The following is a 21,809-nucleotide window of genomic DNA, read 5'->3' on the forward strand; positions in this document are numbered from 1 at the left end:
CGCCTTTGCCGCACGGGCAGCTGAGCCATGCTGGAAATGGCCGTTCTTGCCGCGTTTCTGGCCTTCTGCCGCATCGGTGCCTGCATGATGCTCATGCCGGGGTTGGGCAGCGCGCGGGTGCCGATGCAGGTGCGGCTGTTTCTCGCCGTCAGCGTATCGCTGGCCCTGCTCGTGCATCTGTGGGAGGCGATCGCGCCGCACGTCTCGCGCCCGCCTTCCGAGCTTCTTCTTCTCATCGCCTCGGAACTTGCGCTCGGCGCTCTCATCGGCCTGGTGGTACGCTTTTACGTGCTCGCGCTGCAATTCATCGGATCGGCCATCACCATGCTGTCCGGCTTCGGCATGGCCGCCGCGGATGTCGCCGTGGAGGAGAACAATCCGCAACCCGCGATGGCAGCCATCATCTCCCTGGCGGCGCTGATGCTGCTGTTCGCGCTGGATTTCCACCATGCGATCTTCAGGGCGTTGATCGCATCCTACGAGCTCGCACCGGTCAGCGTGCTGTTCAATCCCCGCTCGGCGTTGATCGACCTGTCGGATACGCTGTCGGAAGCCTTCTTCGTGATGATCAGGCTCGGCAGTCCCTTCGTTGCCTATGCTATCCTGGTCAATCTTGCGGTGGGCTTCCTCAACAAGCTCGCACCGCAGATACCTCTCTACTTCATCTCGCTTCCCTTCGTGATCGCGGGAGGCCTTATCCTCCTCTATTTCGGCATCGGCACGTTCCTCGCACTCTTTGCCGACGGCTTCATCCCCACCACCCTCGGGAGATAAGCGATGGGCCGGCCGAAACATGAGAGGCTGAAAAGGCTGGTGACATTGCAGCAGCGGGTGAAGGCGCTCCACGATGCGCGACATGCCGCGCATCTCACCGAGGCACGCGTGGCTGAGCAGGAGGCGGCCGCGCTGATCGAAAGCCTCAACGATCCCAAAGGCGTCGCCGCGCTCTTCCCGGCGCTCGTCCATGCCCGCATTGAAAGCGCGCTCGCGCGGCGGGACGCAAGCTGGAAGGAAGCCGCCAGGGAGGCCGGTGAGAGCGCTGCCGCCCGCGCGCGCGTCGAGCGGGCCGGGCAGGCCTACAGGCAGGCGCTCGGCCAGCACGAGCGGGCGCTGGAGGCCAAGACGATTCTCGAACTTCTGGAGCAGCGCCTTTCGCGGAAAGCCGGGGGCTGAAGATCATCCGGAGCCAAGCAAGGCGGGACAAGCCTGCCGCAAGCTTCTGCTGCCATAGTCGGCATGCAAACCAGAAAGGAGGCACGCGCCGCCGTGTCGATACTCCCGCCGGGCGACATATTGCTGGAAGTGACCAGGGCTGCCGACCCAGAGGCGGTTGCTGCGGCCCACGCGCGCCTTAAGGCGCAGGCCGTAGGGCGGTCGGACACCTTCGACGTGCCCGCCACGCAGGCCAAGACGGCACGGGCCGATACAAAGCCGCCGGAGCATTTTGTCCAGTTCGAGGCCATGGTGCTCCAGACCTTCCTCAAGAGCATGCTGCCGGAGGAGACGGGGGCCCATTACGGCAAGGGGCTTGCCGGCGAGATGTGGCGCGACCTGCTTGCCGATGCGCTGGGCATGGCCCTGGCGGAGCGCGGCGGAATTGGCATTGCCGAGCAAGTACTGGGCTCGCGTGGTGCGGAACTGGCCGGCGGGCAGGCCGCCTCCGAGGTGGACATGGCGACGGCGCTCGTGCAGGAGATCGAGCGGAAGATGGCGAAGCGCCTCGACGGAGAGGACGATCCCGCCGCCCGCAAGCCCAGCTAGTTTTCCATGGAAACGGAAGCACAGATGCGTGAGACTTCGAGCGAAGCAGGCACAGCATTGGCCGGCGAAAAGGCAGTGAGACCGCGTGCGGAGGCCCTTCTCGCGCTGATCGGCCGCATCGAGGAAACGGTGGAGGCCGAGGTAGCTGGCATCCGCTCCAATGCCCGGTTCGACATTAAGGCCTCCAACGCGCGCAAGAGCCGCCAGCTCTACGAGCTCGGCCGGGCATTCGAGGGCCTTGATCCCGAGTCCCTCGACAGCGAGCATCGCGCTGCTCTCGCCCGCCTGCGCGAAAAGCTCGCCGTGAACGAGGCCGCCATCCGGGCGCATTTGAGCGCCGTCGGCGAGGTGGCGAGCCTCCTGCAGAAGGCGATCGAGGAGGTGCAAGCCGACGGCACCTATTCGATTAGCGCGTTCGGCCGGCCCTGATGATCAAGTTCGTTCTGGCCGCGCTGTGGGCAAGCATCGTGACCCTCGGGGCGGTGCTTTATTCCTATCAGTACGCCCGGGACGACGGCGATACCGTTGCTGCGCCGCCTTTCTTCGGCGGGCTCGACTACGTGCGCACGGGCGTGATTTCCGTACCAGTGGTGCGGGAAGGCGCGGTGAACGGCTACTTCCTCGCCAGACTGGTCTATACGGTGGAGCCAGACAAGGTGAAGCGGCTTTCCGTTCCGGCCGACATGCTTCTAGTCGACCAGGTGCACACCTACCTTTACGCCAATCCGCAGATCGATTTTTCCGACCGCTCCGCCTTTGATCTCAATGCGTTCCGCGCCAATTTGCGCGACAGCATCAATGAGCGGGTGGGCGAGCAGCTCGTCCATGACGTGATCGTCGAGCAGATCGACTATCTCTCGAAGGCGGAGATTCGGGATCATGCGCGGCGCCGCGCCGCCTCCTCCGCTCAGGAAGGCTAGATTCCACCCGTATCGGCCTTTCGGGAAGGTTCCCGCTATTCGTTCGCGCTGATGCGCGGGGAGGCGGTCGGCCAGGCAAGCTCGGTGGTTCGGGCAATCATCGCCTCGACAACGGCGAACATGGCCGTATTCGCGTCCCATGTCCGGTCGATAGAGACCCGGCACGGAAGCACCACCTTGGCGAAGCGCGAAATGGGCGAGATCCATTCGTCCGTCACCAGGATCACGAAGGCGCGCCGCTTGCGAAGCAGGCTTGCCGTCTCCAGCATCTCCGAATCGTAGCGGCGCATGTCAAAGAGCACGGCCGTATCGCCCGCCTTAATATCCAGGATCTGATCGGTTCTGGCCGCCATGCGGCCGTCGAGGCGCCGAACGCCAGGCCGTACCAGGCGCAGATGGGCCTCCATGTACATGGCAAGCGCGTCGGTAAAGCGCCCGCCCGCCAGATGGCAGGAGCGCTTCGGGTCCGCCAGTCGGCGGCAGGCGGCTTCGAACTCCGCTTCCGGTATGCGCGCGGCGGTGGCCGCGATGTTGGCGGCAAGCTGCGCGACGAAGCGGTCGAGGAAATTTCCGCCATCCTCGCGCGGCTTGTTGCGGCTGCGCTCAAGGGGAGACTTCGTGCGCTCCTTGAGCTCCTCGCGCAGGGCGCGCTGAAACTCTGGATAGGACCCGAAGCCGAGCCGCGCGACGAAGCGCAGAACGGTGGCGGGGCTTGCGCCTGCCGATTTGGCGAATTCGGCAACGGGAGCGAGGCCGATCATCGGATAATTCGCAAGCAGGCCGCGCGCCGCCCGTCTTTCAGCGGACGTCAGGCGCTCGATCGTTTCATGGACCCGCTCTTCCACCGTCGCGTCCGCCATCACTCCCCCATATGAAACGTTCGTTTCAGTATTGACAGAAATCCCGCTTCTGGAATTACATCACCAGGTGGAGAGAGGGAAGGTGGGATCGGTGGACGGTTCTGCGGACAAGGCGGTGGAAGTGGTGAACACCCATGCGGCTTCGCCGTTTCTCCTCGTCTGCGACCATGCGTCGAACCGCTTTCCGGAGCGTTATGGCAATCTCGGCCTTGGCGAGGCGGAACGCATCAGCCATGCGGCATGGGATCCGGGGGCGCTCGCCGTCAGCCTGGCATTGAGCGGCCTTCTTGACGCGACGCTCGTCCATTCAACCATTTCCCGTCTCATAATCGACTGCAACCGGGCACTGGACGCGCCCGACCTGATCTGTACGCAGTCGGAGACGGTCCAAATCCCCGCCAATGCAAATCTGGACGACACGGAGCGCAGCTTCCGCATCGCCGCATATTATCAACCGTTTCACGATGCCGTCGCCGCGGTAGTGGGGCGGCGCAAGGCGCAAGGCCGGGAGACGATCCTGGTCTGCCTGCACTCTTTCACGCCGGTCTATTTCGGGGTCAGCCGCCCATGGCCGATCGGCCTTATCCATGGCCATGACGCGCGCTTCGCGGCGGCGGTGGCGGATGCCCTGAAGGCGCGGATGTCGGACCTCGAACTGGGCTGGAACCAGCCATATTCGGCCGCCGACGGTGTCACGCTGACGCTGGAGCGGCACGGAGATGCAAACGGGCTGGCATCAGTCATGATCGAGCTGCGCAACGATGAGCTCCGGACGCCCGCGGCGGTTTCGGCCTGGGCGGAAAGGCTTGCGTCGGCATTGATCGCCGCACGCGAGAGCGTGGATGCGCGGGAACCGGCAGGGCTTGCAACTAGGGAAGGGTAGGGTGCCGAAGCCGATCAGACTCTATGTCCATTATGTGGATTTGATGAACCGGCGCATCGGCCGGTTCGCAATGCATATCCTTTTCGTATTGATGGCCGTTCTTCTCTATTCGACGGCTTCCCGTGTGTTTCTCGGAATTCCGGTGAACTGGTCGCTGGAGATGAGCCAGTTCCTCCTGTCTGCCTACTATCTTCTCGGCGGGGCCTATTCGCTGCAGCTCAACGCCCATGTGCGCATGGACCTCTTCTACAGCCGGCTTTCGCCGAAGCAGAAGGCGGCCACCGACGCGGTCACCATCGTATTCGTGCTCTTCTACCTGGCGGTGCTGTTCTGGGGCGGGCTGTCCAGCACGCAATACGCGATCGAATACAGCCAGAAGAACTATACCTCCTGGGCGCCGCTTCTGTGGCCCATCAAATCCATCATGACGTTCGGCATCTTCCTGATGCTGCTTCAGGCGATTTCCTGCTTCTTCAAGGATCTCGCGCTTGCCCGAGGGAAGCCGATCGCATGAGCTCGGAACTCATCACCCTCTTCATGTTCTCCACGATGATGGTGCTGCTGATCACCGGTCAGCGCGTCTTCGGTGTGATCGGATTCGTCGGCGCGGCGGCCGCGCTCTGGCTGTGGGGCAAGGGCTCGGCCGAGCTGCCGTTCAACGCCAGTTTTCAGGTGCTGAACTGGTATCCCCTGATCACGGTGCCGCTCTTCATCTTCATGGGATTCATGTTTTCCGAATCCGGCGTCGCCAACAGCCTCTACCGCATGTTCCACGTCTGGTTCGGCGGGCTGAGGGGCGGCCTGGCGCTGGGCACGATCGGCCTCATGGTGCTGATCGCCTGCATGAACGGTTTGAGCGTGGCCGGAATGGCGATCGGCGCCACGGTTGCCCTGCCGGAGCTGCTCAAGCACCGCTATGACAAGGTGATGGTGACCGGCGTGATCCAAGCGGGCAGCTCGCTTGGTATCTTGGTGCCGCCGAGCGTGGTTCTGGTGCTCTACGCGATGATCGCGCGCCAGCCGGTGCTGCAGCTCTGGCTTGCGGGAGCGATCCCCGGGCTTCTCATGGCAGCGCTTTTCGCCGCCTACATTTTCATCCGCTGCCGGATCAATCCTGACCTTGCGCCCGCCATGCCCAAGGAGGAGCGCGACGCGATCACGCTCGGCGAGAAGCTCCGCCTGCTGCGGGCGGGCATCCTGCCGCTTCTGGTCTTCGGCGTCATGATGGGGCTGTTCCTTTCAGGGATCACGAGCCTTGTGGAAAGCGCCGCCGTCGGTGCCCTCCTGTCGCTGCTTGCTGCCGTCTTCTCCGGCCGCTTCTCGCTCAAGGTCCTTGAGGAAAGCACGCGTAACACGCTGGGCATCAGCTGCATGTTTCTTTGGATCATCCTGGCGGCGCTCTGCTTCGGTGCCGTCTATGATGGGCTCGGCGCGGTGCGGGCCATCGAGAACCTGCTTCTCAACCAGCTCGGGACGGACCGCTGGACGGTGCTGACCCTGATGCTTCTGTCCTTTATCGTCCTGGGCATGTTCCTGGACGATACGGCGATGCTGGTGATCGTGGCGCCGCTCTACATTCCGTTGGTGATCGCGCTTGACTTCAATCCGATCTGGTTCGGCGTCCTTTATACGATCACCTGCCAGATTGCCTACATCACGCCGCCATTCGGCTACAATCTCTTCCTGATGCGAGCGATGGCGCCGCCGGAGATCACGCTTGGCGACATCTATCGCTCCATCGTCCCTTTCGTCGGGATGATGGGGCTGATGATCGTTATCCTCATGCTTTTTCCCGATCTCGCCCTCTGGCTTCCCGGCTGGTGGACGGCCCGATGAAAGGCATGGCCGGCGCGTGAAGGAAGGAGGTGGTCGCAACGCAAAGAGAAGAAACCGAGCAGGAAGGGGACAGGTCGAGGACGGCCCGTCCCGTGCGCAAGAAAGGGGAACATGACATGAGCGACAGCAAAATCACCAAACGCGACTTTATCCGCAATGCGGGGCTGGCAGCGGCGGGAACCGTTGGCGCGGCCACCCTCAGCACGCCCTATGTCGTCCGCGCCCAGACGCCGATCCGCTGGCGCATGCAGACCTACGCCGGACCGGCGCTGGCCGAACACGTCATCAAGCCGGCCATCGACGCCTTCAACAAGGCGGCCAATGGCGAGATGGTCATAGAGCTCTATACGTCGGACCAGCTTGTGCCGCAGGGCGAGCTTTTCCGGGCCGTGCAGCAGGGCACGATCGACGCGGCGCAGAGCGACGACGATTCCATGGCGTCTCCCGTCGATGTCGCCGTCTTCGGCGCCTATTTCCCCTTTGCTTCCCGCTACAGCCTTGACGTGCCGGCCCTCTGGCACTGGTATGGGCTGAAGGAAATCTGGGAAGAAGCTTATGGCGAGGTCGAAGGGGTGACCTGGCTTTCAGCCGGCGCCTGGGACCCCTGCAATTTCGCCACCACCAAGCCGATCCGCAGCCTCGACGATCTGAACGGCCTGCGCGTCTTCACCTTCCCAACGGGCGGCCGCTTCCTGAGCCGCTTCGGCGTGGTGCCCGTGACGCTGCCCTGGGAGGACATCGAGGTGGCGATCCAAACAGGCGAAATCGACGGCATCGCCTGGTGCGGCGCGACCGAAACGCACACGGTCGGCTGGGCGGATGTCACGAAATACTATCTCACCAACAACATCAGCGGTGCGTGGGCCGGATCCTTCTTCGCCAACACGGAAAGGTGGGAGGCCGTCCCGGACCATCTGAAGACGATCTTCCAGCTCGCCATGGATTCCTCGCACTACTATCGCCAGCACTGGTACTGGTGGGGCGAGGCGCACTACCGCACGACGGGCGGCAAGCTGGAGCTCACCACGATACCGGAAAGCGAGTGGAAGAGGGTTGAGGACGAGGCGATGGTCTTCTGGGACGAAATTGCCGCGACCAGCGAGCGGAATGCCCGCGTGGTTCAGATCCTGAAGAACTACGCCGAGACGATGCGCAAGGCCGGGGCTCCCTACCGCTACGCCTGAGGAGACAAGCCGGCCCCGTATCGGGCGGGGCCGGCCATCAACTTTGCCAAGGAAAACACTCCATGACCGCCTACACGCTCGACGCGCTGAAGGCCGATGTCTCGGCGGGCAACATCGATACGGTGCTGGTTGCCTTCCCCGATATGCAGGGACGCCTGATCGGCAAGAGATTCCAGGCCGAGTTCTTCCTCGACAGCGCATTGGAAGAAACCCACGGTTGCGATTATCTGCTGGCGAACGACATCGATATGGAGCCAGTGCCGGGCTATGCAGCGGCGAGCTGGGAGAAGGGTTATGGCGATTTCGTCATGAAGCCTGACCTTCCCACCTTGATGAAGGCCGCTTGGCTCGAGGGCACCGCGCTTGTGCTTTGCGATCTGGTCGATCACCATCACCACGAGCCCGTCGCGCATTCGCCGAGAGCCGTCCTGAAGAGGCAGCTTGCCAGGCTGGAAAAGCTCGGCCTCACCGCGAATTTCGCCTCCGAGCTCGAATTCTACCTGTTCGACGAGGATTACCGCACGATCCACGACAAGGGATACCGCGACCTCAAGCCCGCGGGCTACTACATCGAGGATTACCACATCTTCCAAACGACCAAGGAAGAGGCGGTGATGCGGGCGATCCGCCGCCAGCTTCAGGCCTCGGGCATTCCCGTGGAGAACTCGAAGGGCGAGTGGGGGCCGGGCCAGGAAGAAATCAATGTGCGCTATGCCGAGGCCCTGACGATGGCCGACCGGCACGTGATCCTGAAGAATGCCGTCAAGGAAATCGCCCACGCTCAGGGCAAGGCGGTGACCTTCATGGCGAAGTGGGACTATGCGCTCGCCGGCTCATCGAGCCATATCCACATGTCACTTGCCAGACACGGCAAGAACGCCTTCGTGGATGAGAGCGATCCCCTCGGAATGTCCGCCCTCATGAAGCACTTCGTGGCGGGCCTCCTGAAATACGCCGCCGATATCACGGTGTTTCTCGCGCCCTATGTTAATTCCTACAAGCGCTTCCAGGCCGGCACCTTCGCGCCCACCACGATCACCTGGAGCGGCGACAACCGCACGGCCGGCTTCCGGCTCTGCGGCGAGAAGACCAATGGCATCCGCATCGAGTGCCGCATAGGCGGGGCGGACCTCAATCCTTACCTTGCCTTTGCCGGCCTGCTTGCCGCCGGCATCAAGGGCATCGAGGACGAGCTTCCCCTCGACCCTCCGTTCAACGGGGATGCCTATGCCGGAAAGGAGCTGCCGCAGGTGCCGAAGACCTTGCGCCACGCCATCGCCGCGCTCAGGCAGTCGAAGATGCTGCGTGATGCGCTGGGGGCCGAGGTGGTCGAACATTATGCGCATACAGCCGATTGGGAGCAGTTCGAGTATGACCGCCGAGTGACCGACTGGGAGCTGAAACGCGGCTTTGAGCGGTACTGACGGTGGAGCGTCGCATGCGCATGATGAAGGTGAAGCCATGACCGAGGCGGTGAAGATCATTTCTCCCATCGACGGCCGCGTCTATGCGGAGCGGCCCGTGGCCTCCGCAGCGGAAATCGAGACCGCGCTCGACCGCGCGCGGGCCGCGCAGCGCGCCTGGGCCGCGACGAGCCTTGCCGAGCGCACGGCGGCGCTCACGCGCTTCACGGACGCGCTGCTTGCCATGAACGACGAGATCGTGCCCGAGCTTGCCTGGCAGATGGGCAGACCCGTGCGCTACGGCGGCGAACAGCGTGGCGTGGAGGAGCGCGCGCGCTACATGATCTCCATCGCGGAAGAGGCGCTCGCTCCGCTAGAAAAGAAGGACAAGCCCGGCTTCATTCGTTACATCCGCCGCGAGCCGCTCGGCCTCGTGCTGGTGATCGCGCCGTGGAACTACCCGTATCTGACGGCCATCAACTCCATCGTTCCCGCCCTCGTGGCGGGGAATGCCGTACTGCTCAAGCACGCGAGTCAGACCCTTCTGGTGGGCGAGCGTTTCCAGAAGGCTGCGGACGCGGCGGGCCTGCCGGAGGGCCTGTTCTGCAACATCGTCATGGACCATGAGAGCACGGAGAAGCTGATCGCTTCCCGCCGCATCGACCATATCTCCTTCACCGGCTCGGTCGAGGGCGGACGGCGCATCGAGAAGGCCGCCGCGGGCACCTTCGCCACGCTCGGGCTGGAGCTCGGCGGCAAGGACCCGGCCTATGTGCGCCGCGATACCGATCTCGACTACACGGTCGAAAATCTGGTGGACGGCTCGTTCTTCAATTCGGGCCAGAGCTGCTGCGGCATCGAACGCATTTATGTGGATGCCCCCATCTACGACGATTTCCTGGAGCGCTTCATCGAAACCGCGAAGGGGTGGACGCTGGGGAACCCGCTGGACCCTGAAACGGTGGTTGGGCCCATGGCCCGCGCCTCCTTTGCCGATCATGTGCGCCAGCAGATCGCCGAGGCCGTGCGGCAGGGCGCGAAGGCCCATCTCGACATGAAGCATCCGGAGGACAGGAAGGGCTCGCCGTATCTCGCGCCGCAGGTGCTTTCGAACGTCAATCACCAGATGTCCGTCATGCGCGAGGAGAGCTTCGGGCCGGTTGTGGGTATCATGAAGGTCTCCGGCGATGAGGAAGCCGTCACGCTGATGAACGACAGCCCCTATGGCCTCACCGCCTCGATCTGGACGAAGGATCTTGAGGCGGCCGCCCGCTTGGGCGACCGGATCGAGACGGGCACCGTGTTTGCCAATCGCTGCGACTATCTGGACCCGGCGCTGGTCTGGACAGGCGTAAAGGATACCGGCAAAGGCGGTGCGTTGAGCGAGATCGGCTACCACAATCTCACGCAACCGAAATCCTACCATCTGAAAGAAGTCTGATCCCCCGATGACCACGCGCGCCAACTGGAACTATCCCACTGTCGTCCGTTTTGGGGCCGGCCGCATTGCCGAACTGCCCGAAGCCCTGAAGGCGGCAGGCATTTCACGGCCACTGCTTGTGACCGACGCCGGTCTTGCGGGTCTGCCGGTCACCCGGCGCGTGCTCGATATCCTGCGCGAGGCGGGCTACGAGGCCGCCCTTTTCTCGGATGTGAAACCTAACCCGGTCTCGGCCAATGTCGAGGCGGGGATCGCTGTCTTGAGACAGGGCAATCATGACGGCGTGATCGCCTTCGGCGGCGGTTCCGGGCTCGATACGGCGAAGGTGATCGCCTTCATGGCAGGCCAAACGCGGCCCATGTGGGATTTCGAAGATATCGGCGACTGGTGGACCCGCGCGGACCCGAGCGGCATTCTGCCGATCGTCGCCGTGCCTACCACGGCAGGCACCGGTTCGGAGGTTGGCCGCGCGGGCGTGATCACCGACGAGCGGACGCACACCAAGAAGGTGATCTTCCATCCGCTGATGATGCCGAAGGTGGTGATCGCCGACCCGGAACTCACCGTAGGCATGCCGCGCTTCATCACCGTGGGAACGGGCTTCGACGCCCTTGCCCACTGTCTGGAGGCTTATTGCGCACCCGGCTATCACCCGATGGCCGACGGCATCGCGGTGGAGGGCATAAGGCTCGCGCTGGAGAACCTGCCCAAGGTCGCCGTCGAGCCAGATGACATCGAGGCGCGCGGCCACATGATGAGCGCGGCGGCGATGGGCGCCACCGCATTCCAGAAGGGCCTTGGCGGCATCCACGCCCTGTCGCACCCGATTGGCGCGCTCTATGACACGCACCATGGCATGACCAATGCCGTGTTCATGCCCTATGTGCTGGTGGCGAACCGCCCGGCGATCGAAGATCGGATCAAGCGGCTCGCCGCCTATCTCGGCCTTGAGCCGACCTTCGAGGCGTTCCTGAAAGCCATCCTCGACCTGCGCCGGGAGCTCGACGTGCCGCACAGCCTCAAGGACATGAACATCGATGGGTCTGAGCACGAGCGCATAGCCGAGATGGCCATTGCCGACCCGACTGCCGGCGGCAATCCGGTGCGGCTTACCAAAGAGCTGGCCTTGCGGATATTCGACCGGGCCCTGGAAGGGCAGGTGGGCTGATCCCAATTGTCTCCTCGACCTCCAGGCGGCGCCCCCGACGGTGCATCAAGAAGGGCTGTTTAACGTTTAACGCGGTTCTCTCTTCCGCGCCGAGATCAGAAGCATCATCGGCCGCTCGATCTCTTCGGCCAGTTCAGGCGACTGTTCAAGCTGCTTGCGCGTCGGGGCGAATTCCTCTACCCGGCGCAGCACGAAGCCAGCATCGATCAGTGTGTCGAGCGTGGTGCCCAAGGTCCTGTGGTACTTCAACACGCCTTTGACAAACCAGTCCGTGCGGCGTTCCCCCTTGGTCGAATAGCTGTTAACCGGCCAGGTTTTCCGCCGGTCCTCATCGACGATCCGTATGCGCCGCCGCGGCCATGAAGATGGGATGCTCGGTCGTGAAGCCGCAGCCCAGATCGGCGACGCGCTTGCAGGTGCGCTGAGGTAGCATGGCCGGATTGCAGGCTATTCGGGTGCGCCCTCCAGCCCGTGCACCTGCCGCGGCAACTGCGTGTAGGCGACGAAGAAATGGGATTGCCGTAGATATTCTGTGCCACGGCTGACTCGAAGGGAGCGAGGGAGAGGGCGTTTCCGGCTGGGCTACACGCCGGCAGCGCTTTTAGCCGGATCGCAGCGGCCTACATCATCGTCTGGCGATTTGAGCACGAAGCGCAGAACCAGTTCCACCGCGTGCCGGCGCAGCGCCTCCTGTCCTTCCGGCCGGTAGAGGCTGTCGCCGAAGATGCGTGAAAACGTTGCCCGGTTGGACACGTTGAAGAAGCTTAGCGCGCTGATTTGCCAGTGTAATTCAAGCGGTTCGACATCGTCGCGGAAAAGGCCGGCCTCACGGCCGCGGCGGCAGATCGCCTCGAGCTTCTCGATGGCGCCGGCGTTCATCCGGCCGATCAATTCGGACTGCTCCAGATAGGCCCCGTGATGGATGTTCTCTATCATGACGAGCCTGATGAAATCAGGGTTCTGCCGGTGATGGTCGAAGGTGAATTCCACCAGCCGGGTCAGCGCCTCCACCGGCGGCAGATGATCGAGGTCAAGTCGCTGCTCACCCTCGCGCACCTTTCGGTAGGCTTCCTCCAGAACCCGGCGGTAAAGCCCCTCCTTGTCGCCGAAATAGTAGTAGATCATGCGCTTGGACGTGCGCGTCTTGGCGGCGATCTCGTCAATGCGAGCGCCCGAAAGGCCACTCTCGGCGAACTCGGCCATCGCAACAGCCAGGATATTTGACTGCACGCCGGCCGGGTCCTGCTTCCAGCCGCCGCGGCCGCCGGTCTTCTCAGTTGCCAGGTCCGGTTCGCGCATCGCGTGCTCCTTACTTCGCGCCTTCTTCTAGACGAATTAACCGCCTCGTTCAAAGCGCTTGACTGAATTAACCAGATAGTTCAAAATTAAAAGGTCGAGGCGCGAATGGGAGGAAGCGTTTGGAGCCCGCCAGGACCCATCCATTGCCGGAAGGGCCGGAAGGCAGAGAGCCTCTGCCCTCGCAAAGCCGCGCGGTGCTGGTGGGCCTGCTCGGGCGCGGAATCCAGTTGTCGCGCACGCCGGCCATGCACGAAGCAGAAGCGCGGGCGCGCGGCATATCCTACGTCTACAGGCTCATCGATGCCGACCTTATGGGCGAGCCGGCCCCCTCGCTCGCTGACCTTCTCCGGTTCGCGGAGTATCTCGCCTTCACCGGCTTCAACGTCACCTTCCCATTCAAGCAGGAAATCCTGCCGCTTCTCGATGAGCTTTCGCCCGCTGCTCGCGAGTTGGGTTCGGTCAACACCGTGGTCTTCCGGGATGGTCGCCGCTTCGGCCACAACACGGATGTATGGGGTTTTGGGGAAAGCTTCCGTCGCGAGATGGGCGAAGCGGCGAGGGATGCCATATTGCTGCTTGGCGCCGGCGGCGCGGGCGCGGCTGTCGGCCATGCCCTGCTTGAGAGCGGCGTCCACCGGCTGCGGATTGCTGACGTCGAGCCGGCAAAGGCCGCTCAGCTCGCTACGCGTCTTTCGCGTCGGTTCGGACCCGGACGGGCTGAAGCGGTTGCCGACGTCGCCACCGCCGCATCGCGGAGCGACGGCATCGTCAATGCCTCGCCCGTCGGCATGGCGAAGCTACCGGGCATGCCGCTGCCTGCCGCCTGTATCGAGCCGCGCCACTGGGTGGCCGATATCGTCTACTTTCCGCTGGAAACGGAACTGCTCCGCCACGCGCGGCGCCTCGGCTGCCGGACCATGTCGGGAGAAGGCATGGCGGTGTTCCAGGCGGTACGCGCCTTCGAGCTTTTCACCGGCGTCACGCCGGACGTCGATCGGATGAAGGCAGCTTTCGCCGCCTTCGACCGTGCGCCCACCAGACAAACGGGCTAACCAGGAAGCAACAGGGAGGATCCTCATGACACACCATGCTACCCGCCGCCAGTTCCTTGCCGGAACCGGCATTCTCGCAGCCACCGCGGCCTTTCCGGCCCTCGCGCAGGACAAGCCGAAACTGCGCTTCTCGGCCGTGTTCTCCGAGCAGGACATCCGCGCGGAAATGATGAAAATGTTCGCCGACGCGATCGCCGACGATTTTGCCTTCGAAGGCTATTACGGCGGCAACCTGTTCAAGCAGGGCACCGAGCTCGTCGCGATTCAGCGCGGCAACCTCGAGATGGGCAACATCGCCCCGCAGGACATTTCCAAGCAGATCCCCGCCTGGTCGATCGTGACGGCCGGATACCTCTTCCGCGACGCCGCCCATGTGAAGACCTTCTTCAACAGCGACCCCGGCAAGGAGCTGAAGAAGATGGCCGAGGACCAGCTCGGCGTCGTCATCCTCGGCCCGACCTATTTCGGCGTGCGCCAGGTCGGCCTCAAGCCGGAGAAGGAGATCAAGACACCGGCCGACATGGCGGGCATCAAGCTCAGGATGCCCGGCGGCGATGCCTGGCAATTCCTTGGGGAGGCGCTCGGCGCCAACCCGACGCCGATGGCCTATGCCGAGGTCTATACGGGTCTCCAGACGGGTGCCATCGACGGGCAGGACAATCCGCTTCCCAATGTGGAGAACATGAAGTTCTACGAGGTGATGAGCCAGATCGTGCTGACATCCCACCTCGTCGGCTTCGACCTGCTCACCGTCTCCAAGAAGGTGTGGGACGAAATGGGCGCGGAGAAGCAGGCGAAGTTCCAGGCAGCAGCCGACGCGGCAATCGACTTCTCGACCGACAAACACCTTGCTCGCGAGCAGGAACTCATCGAGATCTTCAAGGAAAAGGGGCTGAAGATCTACGAGCCCGATGTCGAGGCCTTCCGCAAGCACGTGCAGGAAAAGTACCTGGCTTCGGACCTCGCCAAGGATTGGCCCGAGGGCATGGTCGACAAGATCAACGCCCTTTGATGCGAGCGAACCGCAGCAGCCGCTCTATGGCGGGCGGCTGCTGCTTCCGATCGGGAGGATGAGAGGAGGCATGGCATGACGCCAGGCATTCAGCGATGGGGCTTGTGGCTCTACCGGCGCGCGGAAAACGTGCTCGCGGCCATGCTGGCGGTAATGTTCTTCTCCTTCCTCCTGCAGATATTCTTCCGCTACGTGCTCAACTGGCCGTCCGGATGGGCGCATGAACTGAGCTCCATCCTGTGGATCTGGCTCGTGCTCTGGGGTGCCGCCTTCGTGCTCACCGAGCAGGAGGAGATGCGCTTTGACCTGATCTACGCCTCCGTCGGCGAGAGGACGCGCAGCGCCATGTTCCTGATCTTCGCGGCAGCGCTCATCTTCCTCTATGGCTTCTCCTTCCCGGCGGTGTTCGACTACGTGACCTTCATGAAGGTGGAGAAGAGCGCCTACCTCAAAATCCGCTTCGATTGGCTGTTTTCGATCTATCTCGTCTTCGTCGTCGCCATCATCGTGCGCTACCTCTACCTCTCCTGGAAAGTGCTCAGAGGCCGCGCGCCCGACGAATATGATCCATCCAAGGCGGGGTCAGGCGTATGAGCCTCGCCAGCCCCTTCTCGCTTTGCATCGTGACCATCACGGCACTGGCGCTGCTCGGTCTGCCGATCGGCCACGCCATGATCGCCGGCTCGATCCTCTATCTCTGGCTCGCTGGCCTCGACATGGGCACAGCCGCCGAACAGTTCCTGAACGGGATGTATGTCAACTACATCATCCTCGCCGTGCCGATGTTCATTCTGGCGGCCGAACTCATGAATATCGGCTCGATGACCGACCGGCTGATGAAGTTCTGCAACGCGCTGGTCGGCCGCTTCCCGGGCGGGTTGGCGCAGGTCAACGTGCTTCAGTCGATCATCTTCGCAGGCATGAGCGGTTCAGCCATCGCCGACGCGGCGGGCTCCGGCAAGATCATGCAGAACATGATGACGGCAGACGGGAAATACCCCGCCAGCTACGCAGCAGCACTTACGGCGGCAACCGCCGTGATCGGGCCGATCATCCCGCCGTCGATCCCGATGATCATCTACGCCCTCGTGTCGGATGCCTCCATCGGCTATCTGTTCCTCGGCGGGGTCGTGCCGGGCTTGCTGATGGCGGCCTTCCAGATGATCCTTGTCGCCGTCCACGCCCGTTCGCGGAAATTCCCGGTCGAGCCGCCGACGCCGCTTCGTGCGCTGCCTAGAATAACCTGGCGTGCATTGCCGGCGCTGATGATGCCCGTCGTGCTTCTGGGCGGCATCTATTCCGGCATCACGACGCCGACCGAAGCGGCAGCAGTTGCTGCCGCTTACGCGCTCGTCATTTCGGTAGTGCTCTATCGCAGCGTTTCCTTCGCCGAGTTCTACCAGTCCGTACTGGCAAGCGCCCGCACCACCGCCTCGATCGGCATGCTGATCGCCGGTGCGCTCGTCCTCAACTACGTCGTGACGATCGAGAACATTCCGGATGCGCTGCGCGTCCTCTTGACCTCGTGGAACCTGTCGCCGACTGGCTTCCTTCTCCTCGTCAATGTCATCCTGCTCCTGCTCGGCTGCATCCTGGAAGGCACGACCATCATCCTGGTCATCCTGCCGGTCTTCATCCCGACAGCCAACGCGCTCGGCATCGACCTCGTGCATTTCGGCGTGATGTGCATCGTCAACATCATGCTCGGCCTGGTGACGCCACCCTATGGCCTGCTGCTCTTCATCATGACCCGCATCGCCAACGTGCCGCTGATCGACATCGTGCGCGACGTTCTGCCGTTCCTCTACACCATGGTCCTGTCGCTACTCGTGATCACCTTCTTCCCCGACACCGTGCTCTGGCTGCCGCGCCTCTTCGGCTATCAGGGCTAAGCAGGAGGACAAGCATGGCCGCCAAGCCGATTTTCATCCTTAACGGACCTAACCTCAACCGCCTCGGCACGCGGGAGCCGGAAATCTACGGCACGGTCACGCTGGCCGAGATCGAGGCCATGTGCCGCGAGGCGGCGGGTGAGACGCCCGTCCGCTTCCACCAAACCAATGCCGAGCACCAGCTCGTCGACTGGGTGCATGAGGCGATTGACGAGGGCTCGGGCATCCTCATCAATCCGGCGGGCCTCTCCTTCCGCTCCATTCCTCTGCTCGATGCGCTCAAGATGTTTCCCGGGCCAATCATCGAGTTCCACATCTCGAATATTCACCGGCGCGAGGAGATCTACCACAAGTCGCTGGTCTCGACCGTGGCGACGGCCGTGCTGGCGGGTCTCGGCCCGTGTGGCTATCGCCTGGCGGTGGAGGCGCTGATCGGGATGATCGGCGAGGCGCCAAAATGAAAACTTCCATCGCCACCGTTTCGCTCAGCGGCGACCTGCGCGAGAAGCTCGCGGCGATCGCAGCGGCGAGCTTCGACGGGGTGGAGATTTTCGAGAACGATTTTCTTGCCTTCGATGGCACGCCCGCGGAGGTCGGCGCGATGATTCGCGACCACGGGCTGGAAATCACGCTGTTCCAGCCCTTCCGCGACTTTGAGGGGCTGCCGGAGCCGCAGCGAAGCCGGGCCTTCGACCGCGCTGAGCGCAAGTTCGACCTGATGCAGGAGCTCGGCACCGACCTGATGCTGGTCTGCTCCAACGTTTCTCCGGCGGCGCTCGGCGGCATCGACCGCGCGGCGGCCGACTTCCACGAGCTGGGCGAGCGGGCGGCGAAGCGCGGCCTGCGGGTCGGCTACGAGGCGCTCGCCTGGGGTCGCCACATCAACGACCACCGCGACGCTTGGGAAATCGTGCGGCGCGCCAACCATCCGAACATCGGGCTCATCCTCGATTCCTTCCACACGCTGGCACGCGGGATCGACGTCGAGACCATCCGGGCCATTCCCGGCGACCGCATCTTCATCGTGCAGCTTGCCGACGCGCCGCGCATGGAGATGGACCTGTTGCAGTGGAGCCGGCATTACCGCAACATGCCCGGCCAGGGAGAGCTACCGATCACCGACTTCATGCGCGCGGTGGCGGCTACAGGCTACAACGGACCGCTGTCGCTTGAGATCTTCAACGACCAGTTCCGCGGCGGCTCGCCGAAGACCATCGCCATCGACGGTAAGCGCTCGCTTCTCAATCTCATGGACGAGGTGCGCCGCGCCGAGCCGGCACTCGCCATCGACGTGCCCGCCATGCCGGACCGCGTGCAGGTTGAGGGCGTCGAGTTCGTCGAATTCGCGGCCAACGAGGAAGAGGCCGCCGAGCTCGGCATGCTGCTTTCGAGCATGGGTTTCTCGCCACAGGCCCGGCATCGCAGCAAGGACGTGGTTTTGTGGCGGCAGGGAGGGGCCGAGGGCGGCATCAACATCGTCATCAATACCGAGCGGGAGGGCTTTGCGCACTCCTCCTACCTGGTTCACGGCACCAATGCCTATGCGCTCGGCATCCGGGTCGAGGACGCGCAGGCGACCGTGGCGCGCGCCCGCGCGCTGGGCGCGGAACCCTTCGAGCAGAAGCACCGGCCGGGGGAGCTCGCGATCCCCGCGATCAGGGGTGTGGGTGGCGGCGTCATCTATTTCATAGACAGCCGCAGCGAGCTGGCGCGGGTCTGGGAGATCGAGTTCGAAGCCTTACCGGAGCGTGCGACAAAGAGCGCCGGCCTGGTCGCAGTGGATCATGTGGCCCAGACGATGAACTACGAGGAGATGCTCACCTGGGTGCTGTTTTACACTTCGATCTTCCGGACCGAAAAATTGCCCATGGTCGACGTCGTCGATCCAGGCGGACTGGTGCGCAGCCAGGTGATCGAAAGCGAAGACGGCGCGCTGCGCCTGACCCTCAACGGCGCGGAAAACCGGAAGACGCTGGCCGGCCACTTCATCGCCGAGAGCTTTGGCTCCTCGATCCAGCACCTCGCTTTCCGATCCGAAGATATAGTTGCCACCGCCGCGGTGTTGCGCAAGCTCGGCTTCAAGCCGCTCGAAATCTCGCCCAACTATTACGACGACCTCGAGGCGCGCTTCGGCCTAGAATCGTCGCTGCTTGAAAAGCTCAAGGTGTTCAACATCCTCTACGACCGCGACGAGGCTGGGGAATACTTCCAGCTTTACAGCACGAACTACGGCGAAGGTTTCTTCTTCGAGATCGTGGAACGCCGCGCGGGCTATCGCGGATATGGCGCCGCCAACGCCCCGTTCAGGATCGCCGCCCAGAAGAGAGCGATCCGACCGCTGGGAATGCCCAAACGCTGATTGTGTAAGAGGGGAACGGGCTTCGGAACTGGATGGTGCGAGCGTCGCCCGGGCTCCATGCGAACTGCGAAACATCCACTCCCATTGCTACGACGGGCAGGCGCCGTCTGTTGTCAAAGTTCCGTTGCCCCTCTTTCAGATGTCCTTCGTCCCTTGGAGAAACGGGTGCTGATCCGCTCTACCACAGGCCGAAAAAGCGCCCAGTGCTGCGGGGCCAACACCCTCCCAATTATATATCTCCAGGTCAGTCGCACAGGCGCTAGACAGCTCGAATTCACATGCTATAAGACACGCGCCTTGCGACGGAACGGCAAGGCGCAGTCAGCTTGGAGGGGCGGATACCCGGCCAGGCAAGCCCAGGTAGCTCAGTTGGTAGAGCAGCGGACTGAAAATCCGCGTGTCGGTGGTTCGATTCCGCCCCTGGGCACCAACAACATAAATGGCTTAGCGCCAATTTCTCTCGATTTCATGTTGCGCATGTTGCAAACCAGTTCCCTTGATTTCCAAGGGTTTCCTGTCGCACTCGGCTACTCCATGCGACGAGGACGCGATATGGGAGGGTGGGGATGTCATTTCAAGGAGGTGTAGGCTCACACAGCCAGCCTACACCTCCACTACATAGGTGACGGACTGGTGCTTCCGTCCTGTGTCCACTAGCGGGTTGGCGGACTTCTTCAGCCTGGCCGCCAACGCGCCGGTGAAGGCGACCAGCCCCCACATGGTGCTGTCCGACCCGAACAGGTTTGCGATCTCACGGCCAATCTTTTTCAGCCGGTCCACCGCAGCTTCGGCAGCGCCGACCGATCTTGTGAACCCCTGGCTCAGCGAGGCGGACCAGCGGACCAGGGTTCCGTCCGCGTCCCGAGCGTCAATCTGATCGAGAAAATCGGCAAGCCGGTTCTTCCTCGAAAAAGCCGCCGCGTCCGACCCGGAGCTTGAGCTGGTCCCAGGCGTCACCCAGGTTGCTGATCATGCCCTCCCACGTCTCACTGTGGCGGAGCATGCAGGATTTCGCTTCTCCCGGATCACGAGTGCCAAGCGAGATTTTCTCTTCATCTTCCCCACCACCGAATGAAGGGCGTCGGGGACGCGCCGCCGGAACAAAAATCCCTGTTTTGGGGTGACGGATCGGACGGGCCATCCTCAAAACCATCGTGTGTACCGCCTTTGTGTACCAAAGAGGCGGCAGCAAATGCCTTGCTACACAAAGCTTTGAAGGTTTTCAACGGCTTAGGGGCTAGATGGCGGAGAGAGAGGGATTCGAACCCTCGATACGGTTTCCCGTATACACGCGTTCCAGGCGTGCGCCTTCAACCACTCGGCCACCTCTCCGCAAGGGCAATGGACGCTGATCCTCATTGCCCGGGGTTCATCTAGTCGAATTGGCGGCGAATGCCAAGATGGGTGTATCCGCTCCAGCCAAATCTCCGCCCACGCGCGGATAAAAGATTTATGGCGCCGGCCTGTCGGACGGAGAGTGGCAAATCTCCGCCCACGCGCGGATAAAAGTTCGCTTTTGCGAAACGCAAGGCGGGACCGACGCAAATCTCGGTCCGCCCGTGGATCAAAAGCGCGTGTCCTGATTGCTAATACCGGCGCGGGCACCTATGTCCTTCAAGCAAAAGTCGTGATCGCCAGGTTCGGTATGCGTATCCTCTTTAGGCTGCTGTCGCTTTTCGCGCTGGCGATTTCCGTCATCATGGCCGTGGTCGATGCCACGCGCTCGGTCGCCGTATCCGCCTGGACCTTCACCCCACTGATGGAAAGCTGGCGGGCCACATGGCCGGACATGCTCGAAGCTGTAAGGCGCGCGATCGAGAGCCGCGCGCTACCCTTTCTCTGGGACCCGGTGCTGATTTATGTTCTCTCGTTGCCGGGCTGGCTGGTCTTTGCGGTCCTGGCGCTGGTCTTCCACGCGATTGGACATCGCCGCTACCGGCCGGGCGAATCGCTCGCGGCCCCTCTGTAGATGCCAAGGAGATGAAACCATGTTCCTTGTCCCTGAAGCGAAGCTCAGGATGCCTGAGCCGGAGGAAGCCTTGCCAGGCCGGGCGCAGCCCATCCCAACCGCCCAGACCCATTTTGTGAACGGCAGGCCGCTTAAAGGCCCCTATCCGCAGGGCACCGAAAGGGTGCTCTTCGGCATGGGCTGCTTCTGGGGCGCGGAACGCCTGTTCTGGCAGGTGGAGGGCGTGTGGGTCACCGCCGTGGGCTTTGCTGGAGGGCTGACCCCGAACCCGACTTACCGCGAAACCACGACGGGGCTCACCGGGCATGCCGAGGTGGTTCTCGTAGTCTACGATCCCAAGATCGTCTCTTTCGCTACGCTCCTGAAGCTTTTCTGGGAAAGCCACGATCCCACGCAGGGCATGCGCCAAGGCAATGATGTGGGCACCTCCTACCGCTCAGTCATTTACACGACCACCGAGGCACAGTTTGCCGAGGCGCGCGCCTCGCGGGAGGCGTATCGAGCGGCGCTGAAGGCAGCGGGCCGCGGCCCGGTGACCACAGAGATTGCCCCTGCGCCGGAATTCTACTTCGCCGAAGCTGAACACCAGCAATATCTGGCCAAGAACCCGGGCGGTTATTGCGGCCTCCAGGGCACCGGCGTTTCATGCCCGCTGCCGCGCGAGGCAGCGTCCTGAGCAGGGTAGACCGGGAGAGCGCGAATTTACCGCAGGTCCCGATGAGGCCGGCTCGCATTTCAGCATGTCCGCTGGATACGGCACATGCAGGCCG

Annotated in this window: 23 protein-coding genes, 2 tRNA genes and 1 pseudogene; 21 read left to right on the top strand and 5 right to left on the bottom strand. The window is 63.0% G+C overall.

Annotated features, from left to right (window positions below):
* Nucleotides 1-27 precede the first annotated feature (27 nt).
* The 5 genes from fliR (at nt 28) to NYR54_RS03140 (ending at nt 2,681) form a co-directional block, all read left to right on the top strand.
* Nucleotides 28-774 carry a flagellar biosynthetic protein FliR gene (gene fliR / locus NYR54_RS03120; RefSeq protein WP_261513997.1) on the top strand — a complete coding sequence of 249 codons (747 nt, stop codon included), beginning with the start codon at nt 28-30 and terminating at the stop codon, nt 772-774.
* Nucleotides 775-777: 3 nt separating this feature from the next.
* The gene (locus tag NYR54_RS03125; RefSeq protein WP_261513998.1) at nt 778-1,173 is read left to right on the top strand and encodes a hypothetical protein; all 396 of its coding nucleotides are present in this window, start codon (nt 778-780) and stop codon (nt 1,171-1,173) included.
* Nucleotides 1,174-1,266: 93 nt separating this feature from the next.
* Nucleotides 1,267-1,761 (top strand): rod-binding protein, encoded by a 495-nt coding sequence (locus NYR54_RS03130; protein WP_261513999.1) that lies wholly within the window; start codon nt 1,267-1,269, stop codon nt 1,759-1,761.
* Nucleotides 1,762-1,785: 24 nt separating this feature from the next.
* Nucleotides 1,786-2,190 (top strand): hypothetical protein, encoded by a 405-nt coding sequence (locus NYR54_RS03135; RefSeq protein WP_261514000.1) that lies wholly within the window; start codon nt 1,786-1,788, stop codon nt 2,188-2,190.
* A complete protein-coding gene (locus NYR54_RS03140) occupies nt 2,190-2,681 on the top strand; it encodes a hypothetical protein (protein ID WP_261514001.1) in 492 nt (163 codons plus the stop codon). Before NYR54_RS03135 ends, NYR54_RS03140 begins: the two co-directional genes overlap by 1 nt.
* A 35-nt stretch (nt 2,682-2,716) precedes the next feature.
* Here NYR54_RS03140 and NYR54_RS03145 read toward each other — a convergent pair whose 3' ends face one another.
* Nucleotides 2,717-3,541: a MurR/RpiR family transcriptional regulator gene (locus NYR54_RS03145; RefSeq protein ID WP_261514002.1), complete on the bottom strand. Its 825-nt coding sequence runs from the start codon at nt 3,539-3,541 to the stop codon at nt 2,717-2,719.
* Between the two features lie 91 nt (nt 3,542-3,632).
* On the opposite strand from NYR54_RS03145, the gene NYR54_RS03150 reads away from it, so the two are divergent.
* The 7 genes from NYR54_RS03150 (at nt 3,633) to NYR54_RS03180 (ending at nt 11,456) form a co-directional block, all read left to right on the top strand.
* The gene (locus NYR54_RS03150) at nt 3,633-4,424 is read left to right on the top strand and encodes an N-formylglutamate amidohydrolase (protein ID WP_261514003.1); all 792 of its coding nucleotides are present in this window, start codon (nt 3,633-3,635) and stop codon (nt 4,422-4,424) included.
* 1 nt (nt 4,425) lies between these two features.
* Nucleotides 4,426-4,938, top strand: coding sequence for a TRAP transporter small permease subunit (locus NYR54_RS03155; RefSeq protein ID WP_261514004.1), 513 nt, complete (start codon nt 4,426-4,428; stop codon nt 4,936-4,938).
* On the top strand, nt 4,935-6,260 hold the full coding sequence (locus NYR54_RS03160) for a TRAP transporter large permease (RefSeq protein WP_261514005.1): 1,326 nt from the start codon (nt 4,935-4,937) through the stop codon (nt 6,258-6,260). The genes NYR54_RS03155 and NYR54_RS03160 overlap by 4 nt, the downstream gene beginning before the upstream one ends.
* 116 nt (nt 6,261-6,376) lie before the next feature.
* The gene (locus NYR54_RS03165) at nt 6,377-7,444 is read left to right on the top strand and encodes a TRAP transporter substrate-binding protein (protein WP_261514006.1); all 1,068 of its coding nucleotides are present in this window, start codon (nt 6,377-6,379) and stop codon (nt 7,442-7,444) included.
* Between the two features lie 62 nt (nt 7,445-7,506).
* Nucleotides 7,507-8,868: a glutamine synthetase family protein gene (locus NYR54_RS03170; RefSeq protein ID WP_261514007.1), complete on the top strand. Its 1,362-nt coding sequence runs from the start codon at nt 7,507-7,509 to the stop codon at nt 8,866-8,868.
* 37 nt (nt 8,869-8,905) lie between these two features.
* Complete coding sequence (locus NYR54_RS03175; protein WP_261514008.1) at nt 8,906-10,288, top strand: aldehyde dehydrogenase family protein; 1,383 nt, start codon at nt 8,906-8,908, stop codon at nt 10,286-10,288.
* Between the two features lie 7 nt (nt 10,289-10,295).
* Nucleotides 10,296-11,456 carry an iron-containing alcohol dehydrogenase gene (locus tag NYR54_RS03180; RefSeq protein ID WP_261514009.1) on the top strand — a complete coding sequence of 387 codons (1,161 nt, stop codon included), beginning with the start codon at nt 10,296-10,298 and terminating at the stop codon, nt 11,454-11,456.
* A 66-nt stretch (nt 11,457-11,522) separates the two neighbouring features.
* Here the strand turns inward: NYR54_RS03180 and NYR54_RS03185 are convergent.
* Nucleotides 11,523-11,995, bottom strand: a pseudogene (locus NYR54_RS03185) (hypothetical protein).
* Between the two features lie 43 nt (nt 11,996-12,038).
* Nucleotides 12,039-12,755, bottom strand: coding sequence for a TetR/AcrR family transcriptional regulator (locus NYR54_RS03190; RefSeq protein ID WP_261514010.1), 717 nt, complete (start codon nt 12,753-12,755; stop codon nt 12,039-12,041).
* Nucleotides 12,756-12,874: 119 nt separating this feature from the next.
* Between NYR54_RS03190 and NYR54_RS03195 the strand changes: the two genes are divergently transcribed.
* From NYR54_RS03195 to NYR54_RS03225, 7 genes are all read left to right on the top strand, one after another.
* Nucleotides 12,875-13,807 (top strand): shikimate dehydrogenase, encoded by a 933-nt coding sequence (locus NYR54_RS03195; RefSeq protein WP_423738553.1) that lies wholly within the window; start codon nt 12,875-12,877, stop codon nt 13,805-13,807.
* 25 nt (nt 13,808-13,832) lie between these two features.
* Nucleotides 13,833-14,819, top strand: a complete 987-nt coding sequence (gene dctP / locus NYR54_RS03200; RefSeq protein WP_261514012.1) for a TRAP transporter substrate-binding protein DctP — start codon at nt 13,833-13,835, stop codon at nt 14,817-14,819.
* Between the two features lie 75 nt (nt 14,820-14,894).
* Nucleotides 14,895-15,413 carry a TRAP transporter small permease gene (locus NYR54_RS03205; RefSeq protein WP_261514013.1) on the top strand — a complete coding sequence of 173 codons (519 nt, stop codon included), beginning with the start codon at nt 14,895-14,897 and terminating at the stop codon, nt 15,411-15,413.
* Nucleotides 15,410-16,711 carry a TRAP transporter large permease gene (locus NYR54_RS03210; protein WP_261514014.1) on the top strand — a complete coding sequence of 434 codons (1,302 nt, stop codon included), beginning with the start codon at nt 15,410-15,412 and terminating at the stop codon, nt 16,709-16,711. The genes NYR54_RS03205 and NYR54_RS03210 overlap by 4 nt, the downstream gene beginning before the upstream one ends.
* Nucleotides 16,712-16,725: 14 nt before the next feature.
* Nucleotides 16,726-17,172 (top strand): type II 3-dehydroquinate dehydratase, encoded by a 447-nt coding sequence (locus tag NYR54_RS03215; RefSeq protein WP_261514015.1) that lies wholly within the window; start codon nt 16,726-16,728, stop codon nt 17,170-17,172.
* On the top strand, nt 17,169-19,070 hold the full coding sequence (locus NYR54_RS03220) for a bifunctional sugar phosphate isomerase/epimerase/4-hydroxyphenylpyruvate dioxygenase family protein (RefSeq protein WP_261514016.1): 1,902 nt from the start codon (nt 17,169-17,171) through the stop codon (nt 19,068-19,070). The genes NYR54_RS03215 and NYR54_RS03220 overlap by 4 nt, the downstream gene beginning before the upstream one ends.
* Before the next feature lie 354 nt (nt 19,071-19,424).
* A tRNA-Phe gene (locus tag NYR54_RS03225) sits at nt 19,425-19,500 on the top strand.
* 173 nt (nt 19,501-19,673) lie between these two features.
* On the opposite strand, the gene NYR54_RS03230 is transcribed toward NYR54_RS03225, so the two are convergent.
* Together NYR54_RS03230 and NYR54_RS03235 are read right to left on the bottom strand one after the other, a co-directional pair.
* Nucleotides 19,674-20,027: a hypothetical protein gene (locus NYR54_RS03230; RefSeq protein WP_261514017.1), complete on the bottom strand. Its 354-nt coding sequence runs from the start codon at nt 20,025-20,027 to the stop codon at nt 19,674-19,676.
* A gap of 285 nt (nt 20,028-20,312) precedes the next feature.
* A tRNA-Ser gene (locus NYR54_RS03235) sits at nt 20,313-20,402 on the bottom strand.
* Between the two features lie 295 nt (nt 20,403-20,697).
* Between NYR54_RS03235 and NYR54_RS03240 the strand changes: the two genes are divergently transcribed.
* Together NYR54_RS03240 and msrA are read left to right on the top strand one after the other, a co-directional pair.
* Nucleotides 20,698-21,039 carry a hypothetical protein gene (locus NYR54_RS03240; RefSeq protein WP_341484277.1) on the top strand — a complete coding sequence of 114 codons (342 nt, stop codon included), beginning with the start codon at nt 20,698-20,700 and terminating at the stop codon, nt 21,037-21,039.
* Between the two features lie 19 nt (nt 21,040-21,058).
* Nucleotides 21,059-21,715, top strand: a complete 657-nt coding sequence (gene msrA / locus NYR54_RS03245) for a peptide-methionine (S)-S-oxide reductase MsrA (RefSeq protein ID WP_261514018.1) — start codon at nt 21,059-21,061, stop codon at nt 21,713-21,715.
* Nucleotides 21,716-21,809 lie beyond the last annotated feature (94 nt).

This window comes from Chelativorans petroleitrophicus, from assembly GCF_025398195.1.
Taxonomy (GTDB): Bacteria; Pseudomonadota; Alphaproteobacteria; order Rhizobiales; family Rhizobiaceae; genus Chelativorans; species Chelativorans petroleitrophicus.

What these genes read in the sequence shown, in the direction of transcription:
- fliR (WP_261513997.1), top strand. Translation starts at nt 28, where the DNA reads ATGCTGGAAATGGCCGTTCTTGCCGCGTTTCTGGCCTTCTGCCGCATC.
- NYR54_RS03125 (WP_261513998.1), top strand. Translation starts at nt 778, where the DNA reads ATGGGCCGGCCGAAACATGAGAGGCTGAAAAGGCTGGTGACATTGCAG.
- NYR54_RS03135 (WP_261514000.1), top strand. Translation starts at nt 1,786, where the DNA reads ATGCGTGAGACTTCGAGCGAAGCAGGCACAGCATTGGCCGGCGAAAAG.
- NYR54_RS03140 (WP_261514001.1), top strand. Translation starts at nt 2,190, where the DNA reads ATGATCAAGTTCGTTCTGGCCGCGCTGTGGGCAAGCATCGTGACCCTC.
- NYR54_RS03145 (WP_261514002.1), bottom strand. Translation starts at nt 3,541, where the DNA reads ATGGCGGACGCGACGGTGGAAGAGCGGGTCCATGAAACGATCGAGCGC.
- NYR54_RS03160 (WP_261514005.1), top strand. Translation starts at nt 4,935, where the DNA reads ATGAGCTCGGAACTCATCACCCTCTTCATGTTCTCCACGATGATGGTG.
- NYR54_RS03165 (WP_261514006.1), top strand. Translation starts at nt 6,377, where the DNA reads ATGAGCGACAGCAAAATCACCAAACGCGACTTTATCCGCAATGCGGGG.
- NYR54_RS03170 (WP_261514007.1), top strand. Translation starts at nt 7,507, where the DNA reads ATGACCGCCTACACGCTCGACGCGCTGAAGGCCGATGTCTCGGCGGGC.
- NYR54_RS03175 (WP_261514008.1), top strand. Translation starts at nt 8,906, where the DNA reads ATGACCGAGGCGGTGAAGATCATTTCTCCCATCGACGGCCGCGTCTAT.
- NYR54_RS03180 (WP_261514009.1), top strand. Translation starts at nt 10,296, where the DNA reads ATGACCACGCGCGCCAACTGGAACTATCCCACTGTCGTCCGTTTTGGG.
- NYR54_RS03190 (WP_261514010.1), bottom strand. Translation starts at nt 12,755, where the DNA reads ATGCGCGAACCGGACCTGGCAACTGAGAAGACCGGCGGCCGCGGCGGC.
- dctP (WP_261514012.1), top strand. Translation starts at nt 13,833, where the DNA reads ATGACACACCATGCTACCCGCCGCCAGTTCCTTGCCGGAACCGGCATT.
- NYR54_RS03205 (WP_261514013.1), top strand. Translation starts at nt 14,895, where the DNA reads ATGACGCCAGGCATTCAGCGATGGGGCTTGTGGCTCTACCGGCGCGCG.
- NYR54_RS03210 (WP_261514014.1), top strand. Translation starts at nt 15,410, where the DNA reads ATGAGCCTCGCCAGCCCCTTCTCGCTTTGCATCGTGACCATCACGGCA.
- NYR54_RS03215 (WP_261514015.1), top strand. Translation starts at nt 16,726, where the DNA reads ATGGCCGCCAAGCCGATTTTCATCCTTAACGGACCTAACCTCAACCGC.
- NYR54_RS03220 (WP_261514016.1), top strand. Translation starts at nt 17,169, where the DNA reads ATGAAAACTTCCATCGCCACCGTTTCGCTCAGCGGCGACCTGCGCGAG.
- msrA (WP_261514018.1), top strand. Translation starts at nt 21,059, where the DNA reads ATGTTCCTTGTCCCTGAAGCGAAGCTCAGGATGCCTGAGCCGGAGGAA.